This window comes from Caballeronia sp. LZ032 (assembly GCF_031451315.1).
In the GTDB taxonomy this organism is placed as follows: domain Bacteria; phylum Pseudomonadota; class Gammaproteobacteria; order Burkholderiales; family Burkholderiaceae; genus Caballeronia.
In genome coordinates this window covers 1,056,563-1,082,343 of record NZ_JARUXP010000002.1, presented here as the reverse complement: position 1 = coordinate 1,082,343, position 25,781 = coordinate 1,056,563, and the positions used below count along the sequence as shown (strand labels likewise).

Sequence of the window (25,781 nt, the reverse complement as noted above, 5' to 3'; positions counted from 1 at the left end):
GAGCGCAGCGCGCGCGATCCCATAAGAAGCAGGAGACGCAGTAACAAGACGACCAACGGAGGGAAGTCATGAAACATCGTCGTGGATCTGGGGCAAGGCTGGCAAGCGTCGCAGCGGCGACGACCCTGGCGCTGTGTGCATCGCAGGCATTCGCGCAGTCGTGCGAGAAGCTGCCGGTGGCGTCGATCGGGCCTGCGGGCATCGTCGGACAAGGGCCGAACGGCGAGAAGGCCGCATCGGCCGATGCCGTGAAGCTGACGGACGCCGAGGCCGCCAAGGTCAAGGCGGGCAAGTTCAAGGTCGGCATTTCGATGCAGACGATGAACCTCGACTGGTCCCAGCTGCAAGTGGCGGGCATCACGGACACGCTCAAGAAATATGGCGTGGAGGTGATCGGCACGGCATCGGCGGAATATCAGGTGGACAAGCAGATCGCCGACATCGAGAACACCATCCAGCGTCATCCGGACGGCATCATTTCGATTCCCGTCGACGGCACGGCCACGGCCGCGACCTACAAGAAGGTCTCGCAGGCGGGCATCAAGCTCGTCTTCATGGACAACGTGCCGAAGGGGCTGAAGCATCCGCAGGAATACGTGGCAATGGTCTCCGCCGACAGCGAAGGCAACGGCCAGATCGCGGCGAAGGTGCTGGCCTCGTGCGTGCCGAAGGGCGGCACGGTCGGGCTGGTGAACTTCGGCGTGGACTACTTCAGCACGACGGAGCGCACCAAGGCCGTGAACGACTGGCTGAAGAAGAACCGGCCGGACATCAAGATCAAGCAGGTGGCGTTCACGGATCCGTCGAAGGTCGGGCAGATCGCGGGCGACTTCCTCACCGCGAATCCGGACGTGAAGGGCGTGTTCGCGGTGTGGGACCAGCCCGCGCTCGATACGCTGACCTCGATGCGCGCGCAAGGCATCAACACGCCGGTGACGACGGTCGATCTCGGGCTGGAATCGGCTATCGAGATCGCGAAGGGCGGGCCGCTCAAGGCGACCGGCTCGCAGCGTCCGTACGATCAGGGCGTGGCCGAAGCCATGGCGATGATGAAGGCGCTGATCGGACAGACGCCGCCTGCGTGGATCGGCGTGCAGTCGTTGCCGGTGGTGCAGTCGAACGTGCTGGAGTCGTACAAGACCGTGTTCAAGAAAGACCCGCCGCCGCAGCTTGCGGATGCGTGCAAGAAGGCGGCGCCGGCTTGTAACTGAGGCTGAAGCACTCAGGCTGAAAGAGAGCGAAGTCCGTGCGGGCTTCGCTCTTTTGCGTTTCAGACGTGGCGCGCACGAGCCGCATCACCGCCAAGCCACCGATCACCGCTACCACCACCATCGCGGCAAGCGCGACCACGCCCGTTTGAACTCCGGCTTTGGAGCGTCAACACTGCGGCCTGCGGCGCGAGGCGCTCAATGCGCAGCCGCGATCAGGCAGTCCAGCAACGAAGCCGCCGTATTGGGCAAGTCGACGCGCCGCTGCACGACGGCGGCGGTGTCGTATCCGACCCAGTCCTCGGCCAGTTCGATGATGCGGCACTGCTCCGGCGAGAAGCGCAGTGCCACGCGCCGCGGCACGATGGCAACGCCGACGTTGTTGAACGCAAGACGGCAGATCGCATCGAGATTGCGCGCCCGCGCGCGATAGCGCATCGATGCGCCGAGTTCGCGGGCGCGCGCTTCGAGTTGTTCCTGCAGGCGGCTGCCCGGGCCCAGTCCGAGGAAGTCGAAGGAGAGGAGATCGGCGAACGTGCTGCGCGTGCCGAGCGTGTCCGCGAATTGCGGACCGCACAGTGCAACGAGCGTGTCCTGCAGCAGCGGGATAACTTCCAGCGCGCCGGTTTCGACGAAGTCGCCAATGATGCCGATCTCCGCCGCGCCGCTCGTCACCGCGAAGACGATGTCCTCGCTGTGCTGCTCTTCGATGATGAGGTCGGAGTTGGGGTTGTCGCTGAAGAACGCGGGCGCGGCGTTCTGCAGGATTTCGGAGACGGCATACGTGGTGGTGTAGAGACGCACGTTGGTGCGCAGGCGGCTCGTGAAGTTGACCAGGTCTTCGTTCATGAAGTCGACCTGCTTGAGCACCTTCACCGCGTGATGCAGCAGCACGCGTCCTGCTTCCGTGGGCACGACGCCTGAGCGCGTGCGCGAGAACAGCGGCACGCCCACCTGATCTTCCATTTGCCGGATGCGCTCGCTGACCGACGCGACGGTGAGGTGAACGCGGGTTGCCGCTTTGGTCATGCTGACCGAGTCCACGACCGCCTTGAAGATGCGTAGATCAGAGACGTCGAATCGCATTGCGCTCCTTAGGAAAAACTTGAAGTCGTTCAACTTTTTCCCGATTGTACAAGCAATGTTGAGCCTCCAGACTTCAATGAAACGCCAGAATGGATCGAACATGAACACTGCAATGGATGCTGCCGACAAGACGCTCGGGACCGTGCCCCGCAAGGTATCGGGCACGGAAGTGATCGTCGCGACGACGATCGGCAACGCGCTCGAATTCTTCGACTTCACCGCTTATAACTTCTTCGCGGTGCTGCTGGGCAAGCTGTATTTTCCGACCTTGAGCCCCTTGTTCCAGCTCGTGATGTCGACTGGAACGTTCGCTATCGGCTACTTCTTCCGGCCGCTGGGCGGCGTGCTGATCGGCGCGTATGCGGACAAGATCGGCCGCAAGGCGGCATTGACGCTCACGGTGGGCATGATGGCGCTGAGTTCCGCGCTGATCGGCCTTGCGCCGACCTATGAAACCATCGGCATCTGGGCGCCGCTCCTGATCCTGTTCTCGCGCATCCTGCAAGGCATCTCGGCGGGCGGGGAAGTCGGCGCATCGACGGCGTTGCTGGTCGAATATGCAGGCCCGCACCGGCGCGGCTTCTTCGGCAGCTTCCAGTTCGCGAGCCAGAGCCTGGGCATTGCGTTCGGTGCGATCGTCAGCGCCTTGCTGTCGCGCTATCTCGATCCGCTCGCACTCGCATCATGGGGATGGCGCACCGTGTTCCTGATGGGCACCATCATCGCGCCGGTCGGCATCTACATTCGCTTGCGCATCAACGAAACGCTGCATGTCGGGGAGACGCTACGGCAGAAGCAGACGCTCGGCGGCATCCTGCGCAGCCATGTGAAGGAGCTCACGCTCGGCACGCTGCTGACCTTCGGCGGCACCTCGGCCAACTTCATCATCCTGTTCTCGCTGCCGATCATCGCGATGAAATCGCTCGGCATGTCACAGGCCGACGCAGTCCTCGCAGGCGTCGTGACGGGTATCGCCGGCTTTGTCGTCAGCCCGCTCGGCGGCCATGTGTCGGACATCGTGGGCCGCAAGCCGGTGATCTGGATCTCGCGCGTGCTGGTGATCGTCGTGGTCGTGCCGCTGTTCGTCTGGCTGAAGCACGATCCGACGCTCGCACGCCTGCTGGTCGTCGAAGGCGTGCTCGCGGCACTGGCCGCGTTCGGCGGCGCGACCGCGATCGGCAGCATGACTGAACTGTTCCCGGCGTCCGCGCGAGCCACCGGCATGGCGATCATCTACAGCCTGGGCGTGGCGTTGTCGGGCGTGGTCGCGCAATTCGTGTCCACTTACTTTGTCGGCGTCAGCGCGGACATCATGCCCGCGGCGTGGTACGTCGTGATCTGCCTGTTCTTCACGAGCTTCGTGCTGTTCTGGCTGCCCGAGACGAAGCATTCGAAGGAAGCCGCCGATGTTGCAGCGGTCTGAAGTGTTGTCTCTCTGTTCAAGGAAAATCGATGACTTATAGCATTCTGGCCCGGTGCCGTGAAACGGGCCGTTTCGGCATGGCTATCGCAACCTACTCGGTGGCGGTCGGCCAATGGTGCGATGGCCTGCATCGTCATGCGGGCGTGACGATGAGCCAGGCGTTCGTGCGCACGACCAACAACGCGCTCGCGCTGAATCTGCTGAAGCTCGGGCATTCGGCACGCTACGTCACCGACGCGCTGGTGCGCGACGACGATTTCGCCTCCTACCGGCAGATCGGCACGATTTCGGAGGATGGACGCGCCGCCTGCCACACCGGCGAACACACGCGGGGCTGGGCAGGGCATTGCGTGGGTGACGGCTTCGTGGCGATGGGCAACGTGCTGAGCGGCGAACCGGTGGTTCTCGCGATGGCGGAAACCTACGAGCACGGCGCCGCCGAGCCTTTCGAACAGCGCCTGCTGCGCGCGCTCGAAGCGGGGCGCGATGCCGGCGGTCAGAGCAACGGCAGCAGGCCGCTGGCGGAGCGCTCGGGCGCGCTGCTGGTGAGCGCATCGGACTCGCTCGACGCCGTGAACATCCGCGTCGATCTTCATGAGCGCGCAGTGGATGAACTGAGGCGCGTGTACGCGTTCTGCAGTCAGTACGCGGACTACTATCGCTCGCGCGGCGTCCATCCGCCCGGCGCGCCCGCGCAGGAGGCGTTCGAACGGGAACGCGGAATCGCCGTGGCGAACCTTTGAGACAGCTGTTTACAAACGCCTTCTAATTCGTCAGAATCGCGCTTCGCAAATGCGAATGGTTCGCATTTGATGAACTCGACCACTGGGAATTAGATGACTTCAGCAGCGCGCGATGCCGCCAGACGCGGCAGTTGGACCTTGCGGCCCTCCACTGGTGCGGTTCTTCTGCTCTTCGCGGGCATCCAGCCCGCGCTGGCGCAGGAGAACGCCGCGCCCGCGCCCGCTGAAGCAACGCTTCCCGCCATTGCCGTGAAGGCCAAGACCGACAGCGACCAGGGCCAGCACCTGCATGACGATGTCGCGACCGGCGCGCTCGGCAACCGCTCGCAACTGGACACGCCGTATTCGACGACCATCGTCACCGGCGAGGATCTCGCTGACCGCCAGGCCAAAAAGCTCGGCGACGTCTTCGCGCAGGACGCCTCGGTGTCCGACAACAGCAACCCGTACAACGCGTGGGCGAGCTACATCACGGTGCGGGGCATGCAGCTCGACTGGCAGAACGGCTTTCGTATCGACGGTCAGCAGATCAACTCGTACGGCATCACCATGCCCTACGAGCAGCTCGAAAGCGTGCAGTTGCTGAAGGGGCTGTCGGGCTTCATGTACGGCTTCGGCGCGCCGGGCGGCGTGGTGAACTACGTGACGAAGAAGCCGCCTGTCGGCGACAAGCGGATCATGAGCGTCGATGTCGGCTATGCGTCCACCAATGTGTGGAGTGAGCATCTGGATGTCGGCGGTCGCGTGGGACCGGACAACATGTTCGGCTATCGCTTCAATGCGACACATGAGGAAGGCAAGACCTATAACGACGGCAATATCCGCCGCGACTCGTTCTCGCTCGCCGCCGATGCGCGCCTCACCCGCGATCTCACCGCCACCTTCGGCGCGTTGTATCAGGAACGTCATGCGTCGGGCATCACCACGTCGATTTCGACGGCGCAACTGACGGGCGTCGGCAATGCGCTGCCCGTGCCGCTGAGCGGCGGCAGCAGCACGCTGGTCACGCCGGACCAGCATCTGAACACCAACTTGCAGATCTACACGGCCGGCCTGCGCTACCACCTCAACCAGGACTGGACGGTCACCGCGAGCTACAGCTTCAGCAAGAGCACGCGCTATCGCAACGAAAGCACCTTCTATCTGACGGATCTGGCGGGCGACTATGACGACACGCGCTTCGAAGGCAAGGAAGGGCATCAGCTGAACCAGTGGCAGGTCATGGCGGAAGGCCTCGTGAAGACCGGGCCGTTCGCGCATCAGCTGGTGTTCGGCGCGTCTTACCAGAAGCAGACGAGCGACAACACCGCGAACTCGTTCTACGATCAGATCGGCACCGGCAATCTCTATCAGCCGAACGTCAATCGCTACGACAGCTCCGGCTTCTACACGTACCGCAACGCGGATATCGTGCAGAAGGCGCTGTTCGCGAGCGACACCATTGCGCTGACGTCACGCTGGTCCGTGCTCGGCGGCGTGCGCTTCACGAACTACGAGCAACATGGCTACGGCCTCGACGGCTCCACGACCTCGACCTATTCGAAGAACGGCGTAGCGACGCCTTCCGTTGCGCTGATGTACAAGCTCACGCCCGGCACGACGTTTTACGCGAGCTATGTCGAGTCGCTCGAGGCAGGCAACGTGGTCGGCACGACCTACGCCAACTCGGGTGCGGTGCTCAACCCGCTGCGCAGCAAACAGTACGAAGTCGGCGTGAAGACGCAAAACGAACGCTGGAGCGCGACGGCCGCGCTGTTCCGCATCGAGCGGGGCGCGCAGTACGCGAACAGCGACAACGTCTTCGTGGAAGACGGCGAGTCGGTGTTCCAGGGTGTCGAAGCCGGCACGGACGTGCGTATCGGGCGCGACTGGACCGTCGGCGGCGATGTCATGTGGATCGCGACCAAATACAAGAAGGGCTCGGATTTCGACGGCAATCGCGTGGCGGGCGCACCGGGCTTCGTCGCGGCGGCGCACGTGAATTACGCGGTGCCCGTCGTGCCGGGCCTCACGCTCGGCGCGGGCGCCAAGTTCACGGGCAATACCAGCCTGCGTCCCGCCGGCGACATCAAGGTGCCCGGCTACATGCTCTACAGTCTCGGTGCGACTTACACGACTCGGGTCGCGGGTCATACGGTCGGCGTGCGTGCGGCCATCGACAATCTGACCAACCATCGCTATTGGGAATACCAGTACGCGGACTATATCCAGCCGGGCGAGCCGCGCACGGTATCGGTGAATGCGCGGATGGAATTCTGATGAATGCTCGACCTATTCGACTGACGTAAGGCGATTAGCCACTCCCGATTGAGACGATCGAGAGCGATTGTGAGCTTCTGAAGCATGTCACGCCGGGCAAGCTTCCTTAACATGGCCTTCAGCCCGGCCATGAAAGACGCCGGATCGTGGATGCTTGTCTGGAGTTCATCATGCAGAACATCGAGCAGGTCGAGTATCTGTTTCTCGGCGGCGGCAAGGGCGGAAAATCGCTCGCGACGGAACTGGCCAAGGCGGGAAAGCGCGTTGCCGTGGTCGAGCGCGGCATGATCGGCGGATCGTGCATCAACGTGGCCTGTATCCCGACCAAGGCGCTGATCCGCAGCGCGCGGGTCGCGCATACGGTGCGGCATGCGGGTGCGTTCGGTGTCGAAGTGGCTGAGCCGCGCATCGACATGAAGCGCGTCAGCAGCCGCGTGAAGGGCGTGGTGGACGCGCTCGTCGATGTCAATCTCAACAGCTTCATTCAGGCAGGCTTCGACCTGATTCTGGGTGAAGGCCGCTTTGTCGGGCCGCGCAGGATTCACGTGGATCTCAACGATGGCGGCGTCCGCGTGCTCGAAGGCGAGCACGTGTTCATCAATACCGGCACGCATGCGGCCATTCCTTCCGTGCCTGGCTTGCGCGAAGCGGATCCGCTGACGCACGTCGAAGCCATTCGCATCGACGAAATTCCCGGGCATCTGATCGTGATCGGCGGCGGTTATATCGGGCTGGAAATGGCGCAGGCGTTCCTGCGGCTCGGCGCGCGCGTGACCGTCTTGCAGAAGGAACCGCGCGTGGCGGTGCGCGAGGACGCCGATGTCAGCGAAGCGATTGCCTCCGCGCTGAAGGAGGATGGCATCGATGTTCGCTTGAATGTCGAGATCGAGTCGGTGTCCGGGCGATCCGGCGATTCGCGCGATCCGGTGCGCGTGAAGCTCGCGAACGGAGAGCACATCGAGGGCACGCATATCCTCGCCGCGACGGGACGCATTCCGAACACGAAGGATATCGGGCTGGAACTCGCAGGCGTCGAACTCGACAGTCGTGGTTTCATCAAGGTGGATGAGAAGCTGCGGACCACGGCGTCCAACGTGTATGCGATCGGTGAAGTCGCCGGCACGCCGATGTTCACGCACGCCTCCTTCGACGACTATCGCGTGCTGAGCGCACAGCTTCGCGGCGAGGCCCGGACCACGCGCGGGCGCGAAATTCCGTATGCGCTCTTCATCGAGCCGGAGCTTGGCCGTATCGGCTTGAACGAAACGGAAGCGGCGCAGAAAGGCATCGCTGTACGTGTGGCGAAACTGCCGATGGCGGCCGTCCCGCGCGCTCGCACCAACTCGGATACGCGCGGCTTCATGAAGGCGCTGATCGCGGCCGAGTCGGACGAGATCCTCGGTTTCACGATGTTCGGAAGCGAAGCAGGCGAAGTGGTGGCAACCGTGCAGATCGCGATGCTAGGCAAACTGCCCTATACCGTACTGCGCGACGCGCCGATCGCGCATCCCACCTTGACCGAAGGCCTGAACCTGCTGTTCGCGACCGTGCCGGCGCGCATCGCGAAGTAGTGGGTAGCAGGTATCGGGCATATTGATGCATTCCACGCTTATACTGGGCGCGACGCTTTCTTCACCTCAAACGAACGGAGAATCAAACGTGAGAACCAGCCTGGCAAGCGTTGTTGCGTCACTCGTCATTGGTGTCGTCGGGGTATCGGCGGCTCCGCTCTCCTACGGTCAGGACAACGGCTCGGCCGCCACCGGCGCAGCCCCGGCCGCGCCCGCCACCAAGGCAGAAAAGAAGGCCGCGAGAAAACAGGCGCGCGCCAAGAAGAACGCCGAACTGAAGAAGCTGGAAGACGCGGGCTATAACCCCGGACGGGCCAATGACCCGAACTATCCGCAGGATCTTCAGAACGCACAGAGGAAGCTGAACTCGGGTCAATCGCAGTAAAAGTGCACAGGCGGCCGGTTCGCGTCAGGCTTTCGCGCCGCGCGGACCGCGCCGCTTCCGTGCGCGCTGATCGACGCCGACATCCACCAGCGTGAACGGCGCCTGAAACCGGCTGACCAGGAAGTCGATGAACGCCCGCGCGCGAGCCGTCTGGTTTCTCTGCCGCGCGTAGTAGACGAACAGATCGGCGGAAGGCAGGACGGTGTTGGGCAGCACGAGATGCAGCCGGCCGCTCTGCAGGTACTTCGCCAGGTCCCACTCGGACCGGATCAGAATGCCGTGGCCGTCCAGCGCCCAGCGCAGGACGATATCGCCGTCATTGCTCGACAGCGCGCCCTTGACCTTGATCGCCTCGATGTGATCGTTCACGATGTAGCGCCACACACCGTACGCATCGTCGTTTTGCCGATGGATGATGCAGCGATGATTCGCCAGATCTTCAACCCGCTCCGGTCTTCCATGCCGGTCGAGATATTTCGGCGACGCACACAGAAAGCGCCGATTGCTCATGATGCGCCGCGCGCTCAGACGGCTGTCCGGTAATTCGCCGAAGCGGATCGCCATGTCGAAGGCGCCTTCGATCAGATCGACAGGCCGGTCGGTGACTTCGAACTGGACTTCGACGCTCGGTAATTTCCTCACGAACTCGGACACGATCGGCGCAATCGTCGTTCGTCCAAAACCCAGCGTCGCGTTGATACGCAGCAGACCCTGAGGGTCGCGCGTGGCGCCGGCGATTTCCTCTTCCATCTCGCGAATCTGCCCGACGATCTGCAACGCATGGCGCAGATAGGTCTCGCCTTCCGGCGTCAGGCTCACACTGCGCGTGGTCCGGTTCACGAGACGCACGCCCAGCCGCTGTTCGATGACGCTGAGCCGCTTGGTGGCAGCCGGCGGCGACAGATCCAGTGCGCGCGCCGCACCCGACAGGCTGCGAAGCTTCGCCAGCAGGATAAAGAACTCGAAATCGCTCGCGGCTTGAGTTTCAGTATTCACTCGATGTGAAGAATGAAATGAATGGAAGTGAAGTTTAGCAGCGGTTTTCGAGGTTATGCTGGCCTCCCGTCGAATGCCCTGGAGCACGTACATGAAAATCGTCGAGATTCGCGAGAAAACCGTCCCGATCAGTTCGCCCATCCGCAACGCCTACATCGACTTCAGCAAGATGACGCTGAGTCTCGTCGCGGTCATCACCGACGTGATGCGCGACGGCAAGCCGGTCGTCGGATACGGCTTCAATTCGAATGGCCGCTATGGTCAGGGCAAGCTGATGCGCGAGCGCTTCATTCCGCGCATTCTCGAAGCCGATGCCGCCGCGCTCGTGAACGACGCGGGCGATAACCTCGACCCGCACAAGATCTGGGCGACGATGTTCACCAACGAGAAGCCCGGCGGTCATGGTGAGCGGTCTGTTGCCATCGGCACGATCGACATGGCGGTGTGGGACGCGGTCGCGAAGATCGAAGGCAAGCCCTTGTTCCAGCTGCTCGCGGACCGCTATGGCAACGGCCAGCCGGATCGCAAGGTCTTCGTGTATGCGGCGGGCGGTTACTACTATCCGGGCCAGGACCACGGCAAGCTGAAGGACGAGATGCGCAGCTATCTCGACCGGGGCTATACGGTGGTGAAGAAGAAGATTGGCGGCGGATCGCTCGACGAGGATCTGCGGCGTATCGACTCGATCCTGAGCGTGCTGCAGGACGGACAGAAACTTGCCGTCGATGCCAACGGCCGCTTCGACCTCGACACGGCCGTGCAGTATGCGAAAGCGCTCTCGCAATACGATCTGTTCTGGTACGAGGAAGCAGGCGATCCGCTCGATTTCGAATTGCAGGCCACGCTGCGCAACTACTACGACAAGCCGATGGCAACGGGAGAGAACCTGTTCTCGATGCAGGATGCACGCAATCTGATTCGATACGGCGGCATGCGCGCGGACCGCGACTGGCTGCAATTCGATTGCGCGCTGAGTTATGGACTCGTCGAATATCTGCGCACGCTGGACATGCTGCATCAACATGGCTGGTCGCGCATGCGCTGCATTCCTCACGGCGGGCACCAGATGTCGCTGAACATTGCCGCGGGCCTGGGCCTGGGCGGCAATGAAAGTTATCCGGACCTGTTCCAGCCTTATGGCGGCTTTCCGGATGGCGTCAAGGTGGAGAATGGCTTCGTGACCATGCCGGATTTGCCGGGTATCGGCTTCGAAGGCAAGGCGGATCTCATCGCTGAAATGAAGAAACTCTCGGCCTGAGCAAGACCTCAGCGACGATCACCGCCCACGCTTGTTCAGGCCACGTTGCCTTCGGTCTGAAAGACGCTCAGCGAACCATAGCGCTGCACCAGCGCGTCGTATTCGTTCGCGTCGTAGAACTGGCAGGTTCCCGACGTGAAGGCCTTCGCCGTAGCGATGCAGAACTGCACGGCCTCTGCCAGGTCACTTTCGTGATTGGCGTTGAGCGCCGCACCGGAAACCGGCGATTCCGCCGTGATGGCGACGCCGACCACCGGCGCGGCAGTCGCGACGCTCGGCTGCATGATGCTGTTGAAGTGGCTGATGCCGTTGTCGTAAGGCGTGATGTCCTGGATGGCCAGCGGGAACGTGAACGCGTGGCGGCCCGTAGTGGACTCCATGATGTCGATGAGATCGGCGCTCATTTTCAGCACGTAGCCGCTCTTCGCCGTGGGTGAAAGGGCGAAGCCGCGCTGCTTGCTGAGGTAGTTCGCCTTGGACGCGTCCACCGAAAGAATGGCATCCATGTCGGCGTCGACTTCATACTGGTTCATGGTGGCGTTCGACACCGGCAGCGCCATCATGGGCGGTGTCTTCGAGTTGTCGATATAGCCTTGCGGACTGATATGGAAGGTGACGATCACATCGCCGGGGAGGTCGTCGCCTTTGGCTTTCATGTCGGCGAGCTTGAGCGCCGCCGCAAGTCCGCTGATGGGGCCGTCCGCGTCCGAGACCATGCCGATCTGCTGCGGGCGCGCGCCCGTGCAGCCGCTTCGGCCGTTAATGCCGAGCGTGGGCGACGTTCCGCCCAAGGTCTTGCCCGTGAGGCCGGGGATCAGCACCTTGACGAAATACGTGATCCAGCTGGGCTGCGTGCCGGGCTGGTCGTCCGCCACGGACGTGCTCGTCGCGACGACACCCAGGCTTTGATAAGGGTTGAACAAGGCAACGGCGTCCGTGCCGGTGACAATCGCGCTATCCAGTAAATCGTAAGCCGTCAGAACCTGCGAAAGAGCCATTTGGATATCCTGATTGAAATGAATTCAGTCGGACAAGAAGTGCAAAACGAACTTGCACGTTTTATCCGCGATTCAAATACGAAGAGAACCCACCCATGCTCATGCAAGGGTGGACGTCAAGATAACGTATTGGCCGAAATGAATTTGTCATTAATGTTGAAGGAAGCAATGCCGGGCGAGTGTCATCGCATTGCCTTGCTTGCGTCCGTCGACAGGTGGCGGCGTTCTGCTTCCTTGAGCACGGCAGCGCTCGAGTTTCCATAGCCGATCATTTCCTGCCGCAGGCTGAGAAACAGGTTCAGCAACCGGATGGCGGAAGTCGCGTTGTAGCCGTTCTTGATCAACTTCTGTACGAGGTCGGTATGGCGCTGAACTTGTTCATTCGCGGATGCCAGGTGGGCGTCGGTGCCCTGTAGAAAAGCCTGCTGGTTTTCGCGTCCCATTGGTTCTCTCCTTTGCGGGCTTTGGCACCAGCGCGAATCTTCATATCAGCTTGCCATAGTGCTCAGCAATGGCGCTGACTGGAGCGCCCGGATGTCGCGGCAATAATGATGCCTGCTGCACGCCGTGCCAGACGACAGGGGCTCGGCAGTCAGAACCTGCTATGTTGAAAGGGTGCGTATGCCTTCCTGGCGGGAGGGATGATGGACATCGCGCTCTGGCTGCACGGCCTTGGCATGGAACGTTACGTGACGGTGTTCCGCGAGAACGCCATCGACGCCGATGTGCTGCGCCATCTGACCGCGGATGATCTCAAGGATCTGGGCGTCGTGTCCGTGGGACATCGCCGCAAGCTGCTCGATGCACTGGCCGACCTGCGTGCTCACGATGACGTCTCATGCGCGAAGTTGGGCGAGCGGCGTCAGGTGACGGTGCTGTTCGCCGATCTGTGCGGCTTCACTGAAATGAGCCGCTCGGTGGATGCGGAGGAAGTCGTCGCGGTGCTCGACCGTTACTTCGAGCAGGTAGACCGCATCGTCGAGCAGCATGGCGGTCACGTCGACAAACATATCGGCGATTCGAGCATGGCCGTGTTCGGCGCGCCGGTCTCGCATGGCAACGATGTCGAACGCGCGGTGCGCGCGGCGCTCTCGATCCTCGACGCCATGCCGGCGCTGGACCGCGAACCCGATTGGCCGCTGGCGGTACACATCGGCATTGCGGGCGGCGAGGTCGTGGCGAGCGGCACCGGTGGCGCGACCCATCGCGCGTACACCGTGACCGGCGAGACCGTCAACCTTGCCGCGCGCCTCACCGGCGCGGCCGGTCGCGGGGAAGTGCTGATCTCGGGAGGCGTGCGGCGTGCATTGGGCGAGCGTTTCGATTGCGTCGCGCGCGCGGCGCTGAGCGTGAAAGGCTTCGCGGAGCCGGTTGCGGCGTGGTGCCTTGCGGGCTTGCGGCATGCCACGCAATCCGTGCGACCGTTCGTCGGCCGCGATGACGAACTGCGCCAGTTTCGCGACATGCTCGCGGCGTGCCGGGCGAGCGGACAAGGACGGACGGTCATACTCAGCGGCGAAGCCGGGCTCGGCAAGACACGCCTGCTCGAAGAGTGGAAACGCGATGCTGCCGAAGCAGGATTTGCCGTGCATGGCGGCCTCGTGCTCGACTTCGGTGCGGCCATGGGGCGCGGCGCGTTGCAATCGATCGTGCGCGGCTTGCTCGCACTCGAAGAAGCAAGCGACGCGCAGACCAGCGGCGCGATCGAAGGCGAGGACGCGCCGTTCATCAAGGACCTGCTCGACATGCCGATGACGCTCGATGAGCGCACGGTCTTTGAGGCCATGGACAGCGCGATGCGTCTGCGTGGCCGAGCCAATGTGTTGCGCGATCTCTTGCAGCGCGCCGCGCACGAGCGTCCCCGGCTGATCTTCGTCGAAGACACGCACTGGTCGGATGTTTCGACGCGACGCGATCTCGCCATGCTGTCGGAGGCGGCGTGCGCGTGTCCCGTCATGCTGGCGATGACAGTGCGACCCGCACACGACCTGTCCTGGCCCGAAGCGTTCAGCGCGCGCGCGTTGCAGATGGATCTCGCGCCGCTCAGCGCTGACGAAGCCGAGCGAATGGCGCGCGCGTTCCCGGCGGCGTCGAAGGATGTCGCGGAGCGCTGCATGGCGCGGGCAGCGGGCAATCCGCTGTTTCTCGAACAACTGCTCGACAATGCGCAGGATGACGAGACCAGCGGCGTTCCCGGCACGGTGCGAAGTCTCGTGCAAGCGCGCCTGGACCGGCTCGATCCCGCCGACAGGACCGCCTTGCAGGCGGCGTCGGTGCTGGGCCAGTGGGTCGAGAGCGACGTGCTGGACCATCTCGTCGATGGCGCATCGGCCGCGCTGGAACCGCTCACCGCGTCACTTCTGCTGCGCCGCGAGGGCACGGGCTTCATCTTTCATCACGCGCTGATTCGCGATGCCGTCTATGACGGCCTGCTGAAAAGCCGCCGCCGCGAGTGGCATCGCCGCGCGGCACAGTGGTACGGCGAACATGACCTGATCCTGCGCGCCGAACATCTCGATCGCGCAGCGGACCGCGAGGCGCCGCGCGCATACTGCGACGCCGCGCGCGCCCAGGCGGCCGCATACCGCTACGAAGTGGCGTTGCGGCTCGTCGAACGCGGCTTGCAGCAGGCGCGCGCCGCGGCCGATCGCGTGGCGCTGGCGTGTCTGCGCGGCACGGTCCTGCATGATGCCGGCGACATGACGTCGGCGCTGGCATCGTTCGAAGCCGCGCTCGCCGATGCCGCGACGGACGCCGAGCGCTGCCAGGCGTTGATCGGACGCGCGACCGTGAAGCGGGTCATCGATGATCTCGAAGGCGCCTGGGCCGACCTCGATGAGGCCGCTCTCGTCGCGGATGCCCAGGGCTTGCTGCCGCAGGCCGCGCGCATTCATTTCCTGCGGGGCAACCTGTGTTTCCCGCGCGGCGACAGCGACGGTTGCGTGCGAGAACACGGCCAGAGTCTCGCGCTCGCCCGCGCCGCCGCCGACCCCGAACAGGAAGCGGCCGCGCTCGGCGGGCTGGGCGACGGCGAATACCTGCGCGGCCGCCTGATCAGCGCACACGATGCGTTCAGCCGCTGCATCGAGCTATGCGAACGCCACGGCTTTGGCCGGATCGAAGTCGCCAACCGCCCGATGCGTGCCATCACGGCCTGGTTCACCGGCGACGCGCGCGGCGGACTCGATGCCGCGCTGGCCAGCATCGCCGCGGCGGAGAAGGTGGGGCATCTGCGGGCGCTTGCTGTCGCGCATCACGCGGCCTGGCACTGCCTGCACGATCGCGCGGAGTGGGCGCGCGCATGGGAGCATGTCGAACCTGCGTTGCACTGCGCGCTGGAACTCAAGTCGAGACGCTTCGAAGGCGAGGCGCTGGCGCTGCGCGCCGAGTTGCAGCGCGTGGCGGGAAGGCGGCGTGAGGCGCTGGAGGATATCGACGCGGCGCTGGCTATCAGCCGGGAAACCGGCATGGCCTATCTCGGCGCGAGTTATCTCGGCACGCTTGCCCGCGTGACCCGCGATCCGGACCAACTTGACCAGGCGCTTGCGGAAGGCGAGGCCGTGCTCGCGGCCGGCGCGGTCAGTCACAATCACTTCCTGTTCCGGCGCGATGCCATCGACGCCTGTATCGATCATCGTCGCTGGGACGCCGCCCTGCATCATGCCGACGCGCTCGAAGCCTATGCTCGCCGTGAGCCGTCGCGCTTCTCCGCGTTCTTCGTGGCACGGGCGCGGGCGCTCGCGGCGGTTGGCAAGGGCACGCGAGGGCAGGCCGTGCTGAACGAAGTCGCACGTCTCGACGTCGAAGCAACAGAACTGGGCTTTCTGCTTGCGCAACGGGACATCGCCTGTGCGCTTGTCGAAGTTGAACAAAGCCGCTGAACAAGGACGCCGAGCATGAAAATGGACTGGAAGACCCGCGTCAGACTGTTCGCGCAACGGTTCTGGCAACCGACGAGCGCCTGCATGACCTGCATGCCGGGCAGCTGGCAGTTCATCACGAGCAGCGCGCACTGGGCGAACGCGCTGCGCACCGGACTGTTCACCGGGATCCTTGCGATCCTCCTGACCTTCACGCCGGCCGCGAGGCTGTTCGAAAACCGCTTCGGCAACGCGGCGCTCGTCGGCCTGCTCACGGCGATCGGCGACGTCTATGCGCACACGAGCCACTATCGTCTGCCGTTCGTGGAGCACATCATCACCGGTGTCGCTTCGGGCGTGCTGACGCTGCTCGGTTCCTACGTCTTCGAAGACCGCGCCCGCCGCGTTCGTGCGCTCTGGGCGCGCGTCTTCGCGTAGCGGTCTTCTACCAGCGCAGCAGCCTCGGCCCCAGCCACGCGCCGATCAAGGCCGGCATCAGCATGCCGGCCGCGTACCACACGCTCCAGAACGCCGGGCTCATCTCCGGGCAATGCAGGCAATACACGACCGTTGCCGTCGCGCTGGCCAGCAAGCCGGCGACGGCGCCCGCCAGCCGCAGCCGGGTAGGCGCGAGCGAGCGCATGGCCCACATCGCGGCCGGGAAGGTGGGCACGGACAGCAGCAGGATATTGAACGGACAGGTGCGCCACGTGTGGCCGAAGACGGCCGCCGCGCGCGCGGTGGGCGCGGCATGCTCGAAGACCATCCAGCCGGCGCCCCACACCGCCACGAAGGGCAGCGCGACGAGCGCCCAGGCCAGACCGGCACGCGCGCCCGGACGCCCGATGCGCGCGAGCGTAAGCAGCGCGCCGATGCCCACCGCCAGCGGAAACGCCAGCTTCGCCCAGAAGATGCCCGAGCGGGCCACTTCGCCGAGGTCGTGACGCAGCCCGAACACGAGGCTCAACAGGATCAGCGAACCCAGCGCGCCGGCCAGCAGCGCCTGCATGAAGCGGCGCGCGACCGCCGCGCGATCCACACGCGTCACTTGATTCGAGAGGAGGGAGATGAGGTCGTCGGTATTCATCGCAGTCCCCGGATTTTAGCCGCGAGCGCCTTGAGGCCGCGATGCACGCCCACCTTCACCGCCGATTCCGACAGCCCCGTGATGCGCGCCGTCTCCGTCACCGACAAGCCTTCCAGCTTCATGTGCACGATCGGCAGGCGCTGCTTGTCCGGCAGATGATCGAGCAGCTTGCCGATGTCATGACGGGCGCGGGCGGGGTCGTCGTCGGTGGCGGCGAGCAGGTCTTCGTGATCGTCGAGCGGCACGTTGAGCGCTTCGCGGCGCGCGTGGGCGCGGAAGAAGTCCATCAGCTTGTAGCGCGCGATGGCATGCAGCCAGGCCGTCAACGGTTCTTCAGGGCGCCAGGTATGGCGCGCGTTGTGCACCGCGAGCAGGATCTCCTGCACGAGGTCTTCCACGTCATCGGGCCGATGCGGCAAGCGCTTGCGCAGATAGCCGCGCAGATGCCGCGTGAGCAGTTGCAGAAAACCGCGATAGGCGGCCTGGTCGCCTTCGAGCCCGCCGGTGAGCAAGGCTTTCAGACGGATTTCGGCATCGTGCGCCATGGAGCGTGTTGAAGGGAAAGGGCTGGACGAATTGTTTCCAAGCGCCGCGCTGCCGCGTTTTGGATCGAGCGTTTCAGAATAGCCGATGGCATGGTGCGCCGCAATGGCGTTGTTCCGAATCATCTCCGGGTTCTCCTTCCCCTTTCCTTCCTGTTAGTTCGTCCGCGGCTTGCCGGGCGTTACAGGCGGCGCCGTTAATTTTTTCGCGTCCTTGTAACCGGTGCGGCACGGGCGGCGAACTAACCCACATCGGACGAAAGGGAGAACAGGCATGGACACCTTGAATGCGCCACCGAATGCATTGCGGCAGCCCGGCGCCCCGGTGCATCCGGTCTGGCTGCGCGTCACGCACTGGCTCAATGCGTTCGCCGCGCTGATCATGATGTTCTCGGGCTGGCGCATCTATGACGCGTCGCCGGTGTTCGAACGCATCGTCATTCCGCCGTCGATCACGCTCGGCGGCTGGCTGGGCGGCGCGTTGCAATGGCACTTCGCGGCCATGTGGCTGCTGGTCTTCAACGGCTTCGTCTACCTCGCGCTCAATCTCGCGAGCGGGCGCTTCGTTTCGAAGTTCTTTCCGCTGTCGCCGCGCGCGGTGCTGCGCGACCTTGGCGCGGCGTTGAGCGGCAAGCTTTCGCATGCCGACCCGCGCCGCTACAACGCGGTGCAGAAGCTGGCTTACCTCGTGGTCATCGGTGATCTGATCGTGCTCGTGCTCTCGGGGCTGGCCATCTGGAAGTCGGTGCAGTTGCCGCTGCTGCGCGAACTGATGGGCGGCTACGACCGCGCGCGCGTCGTGCATTTCTGCGCGATGGCGATCATGGCGGCGTTCGTCGTCGTGCACGTGGCGATGGTCGCGCTCGTGCCGCGCTCGCTGCTCACGATGCTGCGCGGCCATGACTGAACACGGAATCACATCATGAAGAACGAACCGAAGCGCATCGTCCAGATAGACCGCGCGGCCGTGCTGGCGGATGCCCGACGCGAACTGGACATGCCGTCGCGCCGTCTGTTCGGCAAGCGCATGCTGACGCTCGGCGGCCTGTCGCTGCTGACCGGATGCTCGATTACCGACAACGACTCCGTGAACACCTTCCTCACGGCGGTCTCGCGTCTCAACGATCGCGCGCAGGCATTGCTGTTCGATCCGCAGCGTCTGGCGCCCACTTACACCGAGGCGCAGCTCACGCGGCCGTTTCCGTTCAATGCGTTCTATGGCATCGACGACGTCCCTGCGGTGAACGGCGACGACTATCGGCTGAAGGTGGGCGGACTCATTACCGGGCAGCGCGTCTGGACCTTGCCGCAGCTCTATGCGCTGCCGCACGCGGAGCAGATCACGCGGCATATCTGCGTGGAAGGCTGGAGCGCGATCGGACGCTGGGGCGGCACGCCGTTCTCCGAGTTCCTGCGCCGCGTGGGCGCGGACACGAGTGCGAAGTACGTCGGCTTCCGTTGCGCCGACGACTACTACGAAAGCATCGACATGCCGACAGCGCTGCATCCGCAGACGCTCCTGACCTTCGAATACGACGGCCAGCGCCTGCCCGCGAAGTACGGCTATCCGATGAAGCTGCGCATGCCGACCAAGCTCGGCTACAAGAATCCCAAGCATATCGTCGAGATCTTCGTGACGAACACGTACCCGGGCGGTTACTGGGTCGATCAGGGATACAACTGGTTCGGCGGCTCGTGAGCCCCGCGCCATTCACCGGTTCCGGATGGTCCGGATGCCATGTTTGACTGACCAAGGAGAAGCAAGATGAAACGACTGATGACGGTAGTGATCGCAGCAGCCATGGCCATCGGCACGAGCGCCGCGTTCGCGCAGACGAACGATGCGATGTCGAAGGATTCCATGGCAAAGGATTCGATGTCCAAGGACGGCATGAAGAAGGACAGCATGTCGCACGACTCGATGGGCAAGGGCGGCAAGATGAAGAAGCACGACGCAATGGGCATGGGTCATCCGGCATCGGGCGCGATGTCGCAGTAACGCGGCGCAACACGGGGATCGGGCGCGTCCCGATCCTCCGCCACCCTTTGCGCGATGCGATCCCCGCTGGGTATGATCATCGAATCCCCACCGCACCAGGATCGCCGATGGCATCGAACAGCACACCCAAGCCCGCGCTTCCGGACAAGCACGATCTGGAAGCGATGTCGATTTTTCGCTATGAGTTGCGCAAGTTCCTGCGCGTCTCGGAGGAAATCTCGAACGCGGCGGGCATCACCACGCTTCAATATCAACTGCTGCTGCACGTACGCGGGTTTCCCGGACGGCAATGGGCCACGGTCGGCGAACTGGCGGAGCGGCTGCAAGCGGCGCCGAACGGCACGGCCGCATTGGTCTCGCGCTGTGAGGAAGCGGGCCTCGTGACCCGCAAGGCCGACAAGACGGATCGACGCCAGGTGCAGGTGCATCTGACGGCCAAGGGCGCGCGCTGCCTGCTCAAGCTCGCGGCCGAACACAAGGCCCATTACGGCTCGTTTCCCTGGGTGTTCGCAGCGCAGCCGACGTCATCTTGAAGCGCAGTTGTAACGCTTCCGCAAGGCACGAAGTCAGGACAGTTCCGATTTATGTCACAATGTGCCTTAAATTATCCTTTTCGTTTTCACGATGCGCTTCCCTCGATTCATCGACCGACGCACGATGCTGCGCGGCAGGCGGCTGTGGCTGCACTACGGCGTGTTCTGGCTGGGCGCGGTCGCGACCGGACTCATCGCGGTCCTGTATGCGCGGCTGATCGACTTCGGTTACGACGCCTTCCTGCGCTTGATTGCCGTGTATTGGTGGCTGCCGCTGCTGCTGACGCCCGCCATCTCCGCGCTGGCCGTGTGGCTCACGCGCCGCTTCTTTCCGGGGTCTGAGGGCAGCGGCATTCCGCAAGTCATCGCGATGCTGCACGACGGCCGCGAACTCGGCCCGCGACTGCTGACGCTGCGCATCCTGGTCGGCAAGATCGCCATTTCGTTTCTTTCGATCCTCGGCGGCTTCACCATCGGCCGCGAAGGTCCCACCATACATGTGGGCGCGGCCCTGATGTTCAGCCTGCGCCGCTTCTATCCGGCACGGTTGCGCAGCATGCGCGGCGGCGCGCTGGAACGTAATCTCGCGCTGGCGGGCGCGGCGGCCGGGCTTTCCGCCGCCTTCAACGCGCCGCTTGCCGGCGTGGTGTTCGCGATCGAAGAACTCACGCGCAGCTTCGAGCAACGCACGAGCGGCGTGCTCATTACAGCCATCATTTTTGCCGGTGTCGTTTCGCTTGCACTGCAAGGCAACTACACCTATTTCGGCACCATCGACCTGACCGGGCAGTTTCCCAATTCGCTCGCGCTGGCCGTCGTGCTCGTCGGCGCGCTCACGGGCGTCGCGGGCGGGATCTTCTGCTGGCTGCTGCTGAACACACATCGCTGGATGCCCACTTCAGTCCTGAGCTTTCGCCAGTTGCATCCCGTCGCGTTCGGCGCGGCATGCGGCCTGTTCATCGCGGTGATCGGCGTGGCCGCGAGCGGCCATACTTTCGGCAGCGGCTATGCGGAAGCGCGCGGCATGCTCGAAGGCAACACGCAGCTGGGCGTGAGCTATCCGCTGCTCAAGATGGCGTCGATGGTCGGTTCCTATCTGCCTGGCGCACCGGGCGGCTTGTTCGCGCCGTCGCTCGCGATTGGCGCGGGCATCGGCAACGCGCTGCATCTCGTGTTCGGCCACATGCAGTTGCCGATGCTCATCGCATTGGGCATGGTCGGCTATCTCGCGGCCGTTACGCAGAGCCCGATCACGGCGTTCGTGATCGTCATCGAAATGATCAACGGGCATGCGCTCGTTTTGTCCTTGATGGCAACCGCGCTCATTTCCAGTCAGGTTTCGAAGCTGTTTGCGCCGGCCTTGTATGAGGCGCTCGCCGAGAAATACATGAGCAAGCAAGCCCGCGGCACGGTCATTGCTGACTCATGATCGAGCGGGCTCTTGAGGCCTGCGCTCAAAACCCATTCAGGTCAAGGAGGGACGGATCATGAAGAAGGCAAACAGTATGCTCATCGCGGCCGTCGCCGCACTTACGCTGTCGGGCGCTGCGTTTGCACAGTCCGCCGGAGGCTCCAGCGGCGGTGGTACGTCAGGCAGCACGGCGAGCCCCGCCAATCAGGTGAATCGCGCGAACAATACAGGCGGCTATGGCACGCCGGGCATGACCAACTCTGGCAGCGGCATGGGCACGCGCGCACCGAACTCGGGTCTGCCGAGCGCGACGAACGCCAATCCGGCCGCCACGAACGCGCCGCCGACGAGCAATAACACGCTTGCCACGCCGAGCGTGAAGTCGCCTGCGGCGCAATAAGCTTCATGTAGCTTGAAGTCCGAAGCGGGTCGCGCAACGCCGCGATCCGCTTCACGCTATTGCGGCTCCGCAATGGCTCCCATGCCGATGTCCCGATTGGTTCTCCCCAACGCGCCATGCGCGTGCCTATACTGCACGCTCCCATCCGCGAGGACTTATCGACATGAGCCTTTCACTCACCATCCGCTATGCCGTTCCCGACGACTACGATGCGTGGTTGCCGCTCTGGGACGGCTACAACGCGTTCTACGGACGTTCAGGCGAGACGGCGCTGGCCCAGTCGGTCACCGACATCACCTGGGGCCGCTTCTTCGACGGCTATGAACCGATGCACGCGATGGTCGCGGAAAGCGAGGGCAGGCTTGTCGGACTGGTTCACTTCCTCTATCACCGCCATACGACGATGGCCGGTCCGATCTGCTACTTGCAAGACTTGTTCACGCTGAGTTCGGCGCGGGGCAAGGGAATTGGCCGTGCGCTGATCGAAGCGGTCTATGTCGAGGCGAAGAAGGCCAACGCGGAACGCGTCTACTGGCAGACGCACGAAACCAATGAGACCGCCATGAAGCTCTACGATCAGGTGGCGAACAGGTCGGGCTTCCTCGTGTATCGCAAGGCGCTCTGAAGACGCGTTCAGGCCGTATCGCGCGCGGTGGCCTCAAGCACGACGCCATGACGATCGCGCGCCATCTCGCGCGTCGCGTCGATTTCAGTCTGCATGCGGTCCGCGTTCCATCCCAGCGTCTGCGCGGCAATCTCCGCGACTTCCAGCAGCAAGGCATGCGTCAGCTGTCCCGAGATGGCGAGCGTCGTGCGGCGAAAGAGCAGGTCCGGGAGCCGGGTCACCATTTCGCTGCTGCACAGGTACGCAATTTCCTGCGCGGTAAGGCCCGGTTCGCTGACGAGCGGCTTGTCCGGCCCCTGTGCGCAATATGCAGCGACGCGACTCGCGGTCGTGCCATAGCGCGTCAACAGCGACTCGGCCCGCAACGCAGATACGCCATACCGCTGCACGGCTTCATCGATCCATCCGGCGCGCGCCTTCGCATCCTGCGGAAAGCCGCGTCCGCCGCCTATCGCCTCATGCCGCGTGCCTGTCTTGCGCGCGCGGCCGAGCCGGGTCAGCACGGTATCGGCCGAGGTTTCCGCGAAGCCGCGAAACGTCGTCCACTTGCCGCCGACGAGCGAGAGCACCGGCGTCTGCGCATCGGGCAGATGGTCGGCATGCATCACGTGATCGCGGCTGACGTCGCCGGGGTTCGCGGCGTCGGAGAAGGGTAGCGGGCGCACGCCGCTATACCGGAAGCGAATGTCTGACTCCCTGAGCATCACGCCTGGAAACACCTCGCGCAAGACGTTCAGCATGTAGGCCACTTCGTCGTCGTCGCAGCGGACGTTGTCGGGATCGCTCACGCGGATATCGGTCGATCCGATCAGCAGCTTGCCCATGAACGGATAGACCAGCGAGATGCGCCCGTCGTTCGAGCCGTAGTACACCATGCGTCCCTGCAACTGCTTGTAAAGCTCCGCATGGTCGACGACCAGATGCGAACCCTTCGCCCCGCCGATGTACTTCCGCTCGATGCCAAGCGCCGCATTGACGCTGTCGATCCATGCGCCACCTGCATTGACGGTCACTGCCGGTTCAACTGCGACGAGCGTGCGCGTTTCGAGATCGCGCAGCCAGACGACGCCACCTTCCGTCCGATCCACGTTCATGTAGTTCGCTGCCGCCGAACCATCGCAGGCTGCGAGCCCATCGGCGACGAGTTCGAAGTTCAGGCGCTCGGCGTGCGTGACCTGCGCGTCGTAGTACGTGGCCGTCGCCTTGATGGTCGGATCGAGCAGGGGCAGCGAGGCAAGCGAACGCGCTCGCAGTGCAAAATGGTGACGCGGCATCGTGCGATCGTGCCGCCCGAGAAAGTCGTACAGCGCGAGACCGATCTTCGAGATGATCGCGCCGCGTTCGGTGAGCTTCGCCTTCATGCCGAAGAAACGCCGCGCCGAAGCGATCAAGCCGCCGAAGTACGAATGAATCGGCAGGACCGTCTGCAGCGGCAACACGAAATGCGGCGCGTTCTTCAACAGGAGATTGCGTTCCAGCGTGGATTCGGCGACGAGACGAAACTCGCCGGTCTCCAGATACTTCACGCCGCCATGAATCAGCCGCGACGGCGCGCTGCTCGCGCCCGCGGCGAAATCGGTCTTGTCGATCAGCAGGCAGTCCACGCCCTGCATGGACAGATCGCGAAACAGCCCGGCGCCGTTGATCCCGCCGCCGATGATCAACACGCTGACCTTCGGGTTCTGCCTGAGCCGGTCGAGAAAGAAGTCGCGGCTTCGTTCGGTCATCGGTTCTTCTCCTTCTTCAATGCGCGCTTGCCGAGCGATCGAGCGACGCCCACAGCGGTTGAACGGCCTGGGCAAGTTGCGTCCACAGGCGATACGCATCGTCGAGACGGGCCTGACGCTGACGATCGGGCGTATGCGTGCGCTGCACGCGGCATGCGCGGGCGGCGGCATCGGCGAGCGATGCATACACGCCCACGCTGACGCCCGCACACAGCGCCGCGCCGAGTGCGCTGGCTTCCTGGCTTTCGGGGATATCGACGGCGACGCCGAGCGCATCGGTGAACAACTGCGCGAGCAACGGACTCGACGAGCCTCCGCCCGTCAGCCCGGCGCGCGCGGCGGGGAACGCGCTGGTCAGCGCCTCGACATGCCAGCGATGGTTGAACACCATGCCTTCGAGCACCGCGCGCGCCAGATGCGCCCGGCGATGCCACGAGCGCACGCCGAAGAACGATGCGCTCGCCGGCTCCTCGAAGGGCGAACCAAACAGGAACGGATGGAACATGACCGAACTCGGCTCGCTGAAGGCCGCTTCCACTTCGTCGCCGATCAGATCGAACAGCGAGCAGCCGCGCCGCGTGGCTTCCTGCGCCTCGTGCCGGAAGAGTTCGCGCGTGGCCCAGTCGACATTGCTCGACGACGCCGGCGAAATCGACATGTTCATCCACTGGCCCGGACGCGTGCCGTTGCGGCACGCCCAGCGCGCATCGGTGCGCGGTTGATCCGAAAGGATCTCGTTGATGCTGAACGTTCCCGCCGTGATCGAGAGCACGCCGGGTTCCGTGTTGCCCATGCCCACCGCGCTCGACGTGACATCGTGCAGCCCGCACGCGACCGGCGTTCCTTCCGCCAATCCCGTCTGCGCGGCGGCAAGTGCGCTGACCCGCCCGGCCTGCGCGGCGGACGGCACGATCTCCGGCAACGCGCCGCGCATCGCTTCGAGTCCGTAGAGCGCGAGGACATCGTCGTGATAGGTCTGCGAGCGCACTTCCGTGAACGCTGAACTGGCCTCGGTCGGGTCCGTCGCGGGCACGCCGGTCAGGCAGAGCCGCAGCCAGTCCTTGCAGAACAGCGCATGGCCGATGCGCGCAAAGCGCTCGGGCTCGTTGAGCTGAATCCATTTGAGCAGGCTCACGGCTGCATACGGATAAGGCTGCTGCCCCGTCAGCGTGAGCGCCGCATCGAGCACGCCGGCCTCGCGCCACTGTTCGCGCACGCCGAACGCGCGGCTGTCGAGCGACAGGATGCCCGGCCCCAGCGGCGTGCCCGCGGCGTCGGCGAGATAGAGACCGTCGCCATGACCCGTCACGCCGACCGCCGCAATCGACACGTCCGGCATCTGCGCCAGTGCATCGCGGATCGCGCCGCAGGCGGCCAGCCAGGTGTCGTGCATGTCGCGCTCGACATGCCGCGCGTGCGGCTGGCGCTGTTCCACACGCCGGCTACCGGTGGCGAGCGCGCGCCCGGCGGTGTCGAAGATGACCGCCTTGGTGGCCGTCGAACCGCTGTCGACGCCCAGCAGATACGTCTCCATCGTGTCTCCGAATGATTTTTGTTGCGTCGCAGCAGGGCCTGTCCGGTCTCTTCCGCCCGCGACGCTCATCTAGGGTTACTGCCGATGTTAATCGAGGTAGCACGCGAATATCGTGGGCAGACTGAAAAAAATTTCA

General features: G+C 64.1%; 24 protein-coding genes. 16 read left to right on the top strand and 8 right to left on the bottom strand.

All coding sequences use genetic code 11. The annotated features are described in order from the left end of the window. Positions 1–68: 68 nt before the first annotated feature. Complete coding sequence (locus QCE69_RS20490; protein WP_309922408.1) at positions 69–1,211, top strand: substrate-binding domain-containing protein; 1,143 nt, start codon at positions 69–71, stop codon at positions 1,209–1,211. Positions 1,212–1,406: 195 nt separating this feature from the next. Here the strand turns inward: QCE69_RS20490 and QCE69_RS20485 are convergent, their stop codons facing one another. Beyond that, positions 1,407–2,294, bottom strand: a complete 888-nt coding sequence (locus tag QCE69_RS20485; protein ID WP_309932619.1) for a LysR family transcriptional regulator — start codon at positions 2,292–2,294, stop codon at positions 1,407–1,409. A gap of 100 nt (positions 2,295–2,394) precedes the next feature. Here QCE69_RS20485 and QCE69_RS20480 point away from each other — a divergent pair, with 100 nt between their 5' ends. From QCE69_RS20480 to QCE69_RS20460, 5 genes are all read left to right on the top strand, one after another. Continuing rightward, entirely contained in the window at positions 2,395–3,717 is a 1,323-nt protein-coding gene (locus QCE69_RS20480; RefSeq protein WP_309932617.1) for an MFS transporter, read from the top strand. A 29-nt stretch (positions 3,718–3,746) separates the two neighbouring features. Next, complete coding sequence (locus QCE69_RS20475; protein ID WP_309932616.1) at positions 3,747–4,460, top strand: DUF1028 domain-containing protein; 714 nt, start codon at positions 3,747–3,749, stop codon at positions 4,458–4,460. 93 nt (positions 4,461–4,553) lie between these two features. Next, positions 4,554–6,719 carry a TonB-dependent receptor gene (locus tag QCE69_RS20470; RefSeq protein ID WP_309932615.1) on the top strand — a complete coding sequence of 722 codons (2,166 nt, stop codon included), beginning with the start codon at positions 4,554–4,556 and terminating at the stop codon, positions 6,717–6,719. A 170-nt stretch (positions 6,720–6,889) separates the two neighbouring features. Next, positions 6,890–8,290 carry an FAD-dependent oxidoreductase gene (locus tag QCE69_RS20465; protein WP_309932614.1) on the top strand — a complete coding sequence of 467 codons (1,401 nt, stop codon included), beginning with the start codon at positions 6,890–6,892 and terminating at the stop codon, positions 8,288–8,290. 88 nt (positions 8,291–8,378) lie between these two features. Next, positions 8,379–8,675 (top strand): hypothetical protein, encoded by a 297-nt coding sequence (locus QCE69_RS20460; RefSeq protein WP_404987380.1) that lies wholly within the window; start codon positions 8,379–8,381, stop codon positions 8,673–8,675. Between the two features lie 24 nt (positions 8,676–8,699). On the opposite strand, the gene QCE69_RS20455 is transcribed toward QCE69_RS20460, so the two are convergent. After that, positions 8,700–9,671, bottom strand: coding sequence for a LysR family transcriptional regulator (locus QCE69_RS20455; protein WP_309932612.1), 972 nt, complete (start codon positions 9,669–9,671; stop codon positions 8,700–8,702). Between the two features lie 91 nt (positions 9,672–9,762). Between QCE69_RS20455 and QCE69_RS20450 the strand changes: the two genes are divergently transcribed. Beyond that, positions 9,763–10,929 (top strand): mandelate racemase/muconate lactonizing enzyme family protein, encoded by a 1,167-nt coding sequence (locus tag QCE69_RS20450; RefSeq protein WP_309932610.1) that lies wholly within the window; start codon positions 9,763–9,765, stop codon positions 10,927–10,929. 35 nt (positions 10,930–10,964) lie between these two features. Here the strand turns inward: QCE69_RS20450 and QCE69_RS20445 are convergent, their stop codons facing one another. Continuing rightward, on the bottom strand, positions 10,965–11,927 hold the full coding sequence (locus QCE69_RS20445; protein ID WP_309922385.1) for a DUF1177 domain-containing protein: 963 nt from the start codon (positions 11,925–11,927) through the stop codon (positions 10,965–10,967). Positions 11,928–12,109: 182 nt separating this feature from the next. Further along, a complete protein-coding gene (locus QCE69_RS20440) occupies positions 12,110–12,370 on the bottom strand; it encodes a hypothetical protein (protein WP_309932608.1) in 261 nt (86 codons plus the stop codon). 198 nt (positions 12,371–12,568) lie between these two features. Between QCE69_RS20440 and QCE69_RS20435 the strand changes: the two genes are divergently transcribed. Next, on the top strand, positions 12,569–15,808 hold the full coding sequence (locus QCE69_RS20435) for an adenylate/guanylate cyclase domain-containing protein (RefSeq protein WP_309932606.1): 3,240 nt from the start codon (positions 12,569–12,571) through the stop codon (positions 15,806–15,808). Between the two features lie 15 nt (positions 15,809–15,823). After that, positions 15,824–16,225: a hypothetical protein gene (locus QCE69_RS20430; protein WP_309814799.1), complete on the top strand. Its 402-nt coding sequence runs from the start codon at positions 15,824–15,826 to the stop codon at positions 16,223–16,225. Between the two features lie 7 nt (positions 16,226–16,232). Here the strand turns inward: QCE69_RS20430 and QCE69_RS20425 are convergent, their stop codons facing one another. Next, entirely contained in the window at positions 16,233–16,874 is a 642-nt protein-coding gene (locus tag QCE69_RS20425; protein ID WP_309932605.1) for a DUF1109 domain-containing protein, read from the bottom strand. Further along, positions 16,871–17,419: a sigma-70 family RNA polymerase sigma factor gene (locus QCE69_RS20420; RefSeq protein WP_309922907.1), complete on the bottom strand. Its 549-nt coding sequence runs from the start codon at positions 17,417–17,419 to the stop codon at positions 16,871–16,873. The genes QCE69_RS20425 and QCE69_RS20420 overlap by 4 nt, the downstream gene beginning before the upstream one ends. A 271-nt stretch (positions 17,420–17,690) precedes the next feature. On the opposite strand from QCE69_RS20420, the gene QCE69_RS20415 reads away from it, so the two are divergent. From QCE69_RS20415 to QCE69_RS20385, 7 genes are all read left to right on the top strand, one after another. Continuing rightward, positions 17,691–18,323 (top strand): cytochrome b/b6 domain-containing protein, encoded by a 633-nt coding sequence (locus QCE69_RS20415; RefSeq protein WP_309932603.1) that lies wholly within the window; start codon positions 17,691–17,693, stop codon positions 18,321–18,323. A 15-nt stretch (positions 18,324–18,338) separates the two neighbouring features. Beyond that, positions 18,339–19,115 (top strand): molybdopterin-dependent oxidoreductase, encoded by a 777-nt coding sequence (locus QCE69_RS20410; RefSeq protein WP_309932601.1) that lies wholly within the window; start codon positions 18,339–18,341, stop codon positions 19,113–19,115. 66 nt (positions 19,116–19,181) lie between these two features. After that, positions 19,182–19,415, top strand: coding sequence for a pentapeptide MXKDX repeat protein (locus QCE69_RS20405; protein WP_309932599.1), 234 nt, complete (start codon positions 19,182–19,184; stop codon positions 19,413–19,415). 107 nt (positions 19,416–19,522) lie between these two features. Then, a complete protein-coding gene (locus QCE69_RS20400) occupies positions 19,523–19,948 on the top strand; it encodes a MarR family winged helix-turn-helix transcriptional regulator (RefSeq protein ID WP_309922368.1) in 426 nt (141 codons plus the stop codon). Between the two features lie 91 nt (positions 19,949–20,039). Then, entirely contained in the window at positions 20,040–21,377 is a 1,338-nt protein-coding gene (locus tag QCE69_RS20395) for a chloride channel protein (protein WP_309932597.1), read from the top strand. A 58-nt stretch (positions 21,378–21,435) separates the two neighbouring features. Beyond that, positions 21,436–21,759 (top strand): hypothetical protein, encoded by a 324-nt coding sequence (locus QCE69_RS20390; protein ID WP_309932594.1) that lies wholly within the window; start codon positions 21,436–21,438, stop codon positions 21,757–21,759. 163 nt (positions 21,760–21,922) lie between these two features. Then, complete coding sequence (locus tag QCE69_RS20385) at positions 21,923–22,384, top strand: GNAT family N-acetyltransferase (RefSeq protein WP_309932593.1); 462 nt, start codon at positions 21,923–21,925, stop codon at positions 22,382–22,384. A gap of 8 nt (positions 22,385–22,392) precedes the next feature. On the opposite strand, the gene QCE69_RS20380 is transcribed toward QCE69_RS20385, so the two are convergent. Continuing rightward, on the bottom strand, positions 22,393–24,111 hold the full coding sequence (locus QCE69_RS20380) for a glycerol-3-phosphate dehydrogenase/oxidase (RefSeq protein ID WP_309932591.1): 1,719 nt from the start codon (positions 24,109–24,111) through the stop codon (positions 22,393–22,395). Between the two features lie 16 nt (positions 24,112–24,127). Beyond that, positions 24,128–25,645, bottom strand: coding sequence for an FGGY-family carbohydrate kinase (locus QCE69_RS20375; protein ID WP_309932589.1), 1,518 nt, complete (start codon positions 25,643–25,645; stop codon positions 24,128–24,130). Positions 25,646–25,781: the final 136 nt, after the last annotated feature.

Coding starts and splice junctions, on each gene's coding strand:
- QCE69_RS20400 (WP_309922368.1), top strand. CDS start 19,523: ATGGCATCGAACAGCACACCCAAGCCCGCGCTTCCGGACAAGCACGAT.
- QCE69_RS20375 (WP_309932589.1), bottom strand. CDS start 25,645: ATGGAGACGTATCTGCTGGGCGTCGACAGCGGTTCGACGGCCACCAAG.
- QCE69_RS20490 (WP_309922408.1), top strand. CDS start 69: ATGAAACATCGTCGTGGATCTGGGGCAAGGCTGGCAAGCGTCGCAGCG.
- QCE69_RS20440 (WP_309932608.1), bottom strand. CDS start 12,370: ATGGGACGCGAAAACCAGCAGGCTTTTCTACAGGGCACCGACGCCCAC.
- QCE69_RS20405 (WP_309932599.1), top strand. CDS start 19,182: ATGAAACGACTGATGACGGTAGTGATCGCAGCAGCCATGGCCATCGGC.
- QCE69_RS20465 (WP_309932614.1), top strand. CDS start 6,890: ATGCAGAACATCGAGCAGGTCGAGTATCTGTTTCTCGGCGGCGGCAAG.
- QCE69_RS20435 (WP_309932606.1), top strand. CDS start 12,569: ATGATGGACATCGCGCTCTGGCTGCACGGCCTTGGCATGGAACGTTAC.
- QCE69_RS20395 (WP_309932597.1), top strand. CDS start 20,040: ATGCGCTTCCCTCGATTCATCGACCGACGCACGATGCTGCGCGGCAGG.
- QCE69_RS20480 (WP_309932617.1), top strand. CDS start 2,395: ATGAACACTGCAATGGATGCTGCCGACAAGACGCTCGGGACCGTGCCC.
- QCE69_RS20385 (WP_309932593.1), top strand. CDS start 21,923: ATGAGCCTTTCACTCACCATCCGCTATGCCGTTCCCGACGACTACGAT.
- QCE69_RS20380 (WP_309932591.1), bottom strand. CDS start 24,111: ATGACCGAACGAAGCCGCGACTTCTTTCTCGACCGGCTCAGGCAGAAC.
- QCE69_RS20485 (WP_309932619.1), bottom strand. CDS start 2,294: ATGCGATTCGACGTCTCTGATCTACGCATCTTCAAGGCGGTCGTGGAC.
- QCE69_RS20420 (WP_309922907.1), bottom strand. CDS start 17,419: ATGGCGCACGATGCCGAAATCCGTCTGAAAGCCTTGCTCACCGGCGGG.
- QCE69_RS20470 (WP_309932615.1), top strand. CDS start 4,554: ATGACTTCAGCAGCGCGCGATGCCGCCAGACGCGGCAGTTGGACCTTG.
- QCE69_RS20445 (WP_309922385.1), bottom strand. CDS start 11,927: ATGGCTCTTTCGCAGGTTCTGACGGCTTACGATTTACTGGATAGCGCG.
- QCE69_RS20430 (WP_309814799.1), top strand. CDS start 15,824: ATGAAAATGGACTGGAAGACCCGCGTCAGACTGTTCGCGCAACGGTTC.
- QCE69_RS20450 (WP_309932610.1), top strand. CDS start 9,763: ATGAAAATCGTCGAGATTCGCGAGAAAACCGTCCCGATCAGTTCGCCC.
- QCE69_RS20475 (WP_309932616.1), top strand. CDS start 3,747: ATGACTTATAGCATTCTGGCCCGGTGCCGTGAAACGGGCCGTTTCGGC.
- QCE69_RS20425 (WP_309932605.1), bottom strand. CDS start 16,874: ATGAATACCGACGACCTCATCTCCCTCCTCTCGAATCAAGTGACGCGT.
- QCE69_RS20410 (WP_309932601.1), top strand. CDS start 18,339: ATGAAGAACGAACCGAAGCGCATCGTCCAGATAGACCGCGCGGCCGTG.
- QCE69_RS20390 (WP_309932594.1), top strand. CDS start 21,436: ATGAAGAAGGCAAACAGTATGCTCATCGCGGCCGTCGCCGCACTTACG.
- QCE69_RS20415 (WP_309932603.1), top strand. CDS start 17,691: ATGGACACCTTGAATGCGCCACCGAATGCATTGCGGCAGCCCGGCGCC.